The sequence below is a fragment of the Rhizobium sp. BK289 genome, from assembly GCF_014193575.1.
Classification (GTDB): domain Bacteria; phylum Pseudomonadota; class Alphaproteobacteria; order Rhizobiales; family Rhizobiaceae; genus Rhizobium; species Rhizobium tropici_C.
The window spans coordinates 1-3,030 of record NZ_JACHZO010000037.1 but is presented as its reverse complement, the minus strand read 5'-3'; the positions used below and the strand labels follow the sequence as shown (position 1 = coordinate 3,030).

2 rRNA genes (1 of these 2 only partly in view) are annotated in these 3,030 nt (G+C 53.6%); both read left to right on the top strand.

From position 1 onward, the window contains the following. Nucleotides 1-2,626: ribosomal RNA gene (locus FHT84_RS31185) — 23S ribosomal RNA — on the top strand; it begins 250 nt to the left of the window's first position. Between the two features lie 244 nt (nucleotides 2,627-2,870). Beyond that, nucleotides 2,871-2,985, top strand: a 5S ribosomal RNA gene (gene rrf / locus FHT84_RS31180). Nucleotides 2,986-3,030 lie beyond the last annotated feature (45 nt).

The window sequence follows — 3,030 nt, the reverse complement described above, 5'->3', positions numbered from 1 at the left end:
GGGTTTCTAAGCATTGTTAAGAGGTATCTTCACCTGAATAAAATAGGGTGTAAGAAGCGAACGCAGGGAACTGAAACATCTAAGTACCTGCAGGAAAGGACATCAACCGAGACTCCGCAAGTAGTGGCGAGCGAACGCGGACCAGGCCAGTGGCAATGAAGTTTAAAGTGGAAGAACCTGGAAAGGTTTGCCGTAGAGGGTGACAGCCCCGTACGCGTAGATAGCTTTATTGTCCTAGAGTAGGGCGGGACACGTGAAATCCTGTCTGAACATGGGGAGACCACTCTCCAAGCCTAAGTACTCGTGCATGACCGATAGCGAACCAGTACCGTGAGGGAAAGGTGAAAAGCACCCCGACAAGGGGAGTGAAATAGAACCTGAAACTGGATGCCTACAAACAGTCGGAGCCCGCAAGGGTGACGGCGTACCTTTTGTATAATGGGTCAACGACTTAGTGTAACAAGCAAGCTTAAGCCGGTAGGTGTAGGCGAAGCGAAAGCGAGTCTGAATAGGGCGATATAGTTTGTTGCATTAGACCCGAAACCGAGTGATCTAGCCATGAGCAGGTTGAAGGTTGGGTAACACCAACTGGAGGACCGAACCCGCATCTGTTGCAATAGATTGGGATGACTTGTGGCTAGGGGTGAAAGGCCAATCAAACTCGGAAATAGCTGGTTCTCCGCGAAATCTATTTAGGTAGAGCGTCTGGCGAATACTCCCGGGGGTAGAGCACTGGATGGGCTATGGGGACTCACCGTCTTACTGATCCTAACCAAACTCCGAATACCGGGAAGTACTACCAGGCAGACACACGGCGGGTGCTAACGTCCGTCGTGAAAAGGGCAACAACCCTAACCTCCAGCTAAGGTCCCCAAGTCATGGCTAAGTGGGAAAGGATGTGAGGATCCCAAAACAACCAGGATGTTGGCTTAGAAGCAGCCATCATTTAAAGAAAGCGTAACAGCTCACTGGTCTAGTCAAGGGTCTTTGCGCCGAAAATGTAACGGGGCTGAAGCCATGCACCGAAGCTGAGGATTCCTCTTTGAGGAGTGGTAGCGGAGCGTTCCGTAAGCTGATGAAGGGATACCCGTGAGGGGTCCTGGAGGTATCGGAAGTGCGAATGTTGACATGAGTAACGATAAAGAGGGTGAGAGACCCTCTCGCCGAAAGACCAAGGGTTCCTGCTTAAAGTTAATCTGAGCAGGGTTAGCCGGCCCCTAAGACGAGGCGGACACGCGTAGTCGATGGGAACCACGTTAATATTCGTGGGCCTGGTGGTAGTGACGGATTGCTTAACTTGTTCACACTTATTGGATTGTGTGGGCGGGGACGCGGTTCCAGGAAATAGCTCCACCGTATAGACCGTACCCGAAACCGACACAGGTGGTCAGGTAGAGTATACCAAGGCGCTTGAGAGAACTATGTTGAAGGAACTCGGCAAATTGCACGCGTAACTTCGGAAGAAGCGTGACCCTTATGTGCGCAAGCATGTGAGGGTGGCACAGACCAGGGGGTAGCGACTGTTTACCAAAAACACAGGGCTCTGCGAAGTCGCAAGACGACGTATAGGGTCTGACGCCTGCCCGGTGCTGGAAGGTTAAGAGGAGGGGTGCAAGCTCTGAATCGAAGCCCCAGTAAACGGCGGCCGTAACTATAACGGTCCTAAGGTAGCGAAATTCCTTGTCGGGTAAGTTCCGACCTGCACGAATGGCGTAACGACTTCCCCGCTGTCTCCAACATAGACTCAGTGAAATTGAATTCCCCGTGAAGATGCGGGGTTCCTGCGGTCAGACGGAAAGACCCCGTGCACCTTTACTATAGCTTTACACTGGCATTCGTGTCGGCATGTGTAGGATAGGTGGTAGGCTTTGAAGCAGGGACGCCAGTTCTTGTGGAGCCATCCTTGAAATACCACCCTTATCGTCATGGATGTCTAACCGCGGTCCGTCATCCGGATCCGGGACAGTGTATGGTGGGTAGTTTGACTGGGGCGGTCGCCTCCGAAAGAGTAACGGAGGCGCGCGATGGTGGGCTCAGACCGGTCGGAAATCGGTCGTCGAGTGCAATGGCATAAGCCCGCCTGACTGCGAGACTGACAAGTCGAGCAGAGACGAAAGTCGGTCATAGTGATCCGGTGGTCCCGCGTGGAAGGGCCATCGCTCAACGGATAAAAGGTACGCCGGGGATAACAGGCTGATGACCCCCAAGAGTCCATATCGACGGGGTTGTTTGGCACCTCGATGTCGGCTCATCGCATCCTGGGGCTGGAGCAGGTCCCAAGGGTTTGGCTGTTCGCCAATTAAAGCGGTACGTGAGCTGGGTTCAGAACGTCGTGAGACAGTTCGGTCCCTATCTGCCGTGGGTGTAGGAATATTGACAGGATCTGTCCCTAGTACGAGAGGACCGGGATGGACATATCTCTGGTGGACCTGTTGTCCTGCCAAGGGCATAGCAGGGTAGCTATATATGGAATGGATAACCGCTGAAGGCATCTAAGCGGGAAACCAACCTGGAAACGAGTGTTCCCTATCAGAGCCGTGGAAGACGACCACGTTGATAGGCCGGGTGTGGAAGTGCGGCAACGCATGAAGCTTACCGGTACTAATAGCTCGATTGGCTTGATCGTTCCCATTGCCAGTGCTCATCGAATAAATTCGACGAGCTTTTTGTCCTCACGCTGTCGCGATCTTCGATCGCTGCGCTGCGGACGGCGCGCCGGACTTCCGGCGACGCGCTTTGCGCTTGCGGACTTTGTCCGGAAACGCATCCAACGACGTGTTCAAATAAGACAAACGAGATCTTCGATCTCACCAGCTTCTCATCGGGCATAAACCGCTCAAGCGGTTTAGCCCTAAGTTGCGCTTTGCCGACCTGGTGGTTATGGCGGGGTGGCTGCACCCGTTCCCTTTCCGAACACGGCCGTGAAACGCCCCTGCGCCCATGGTACTTCGTCTTAAGACGCGGGAGAGTAGGTCGCTGCCAGGTCTGCTAATCGCAACTCCACGCTAAATCGATGAAATCGATTTATGC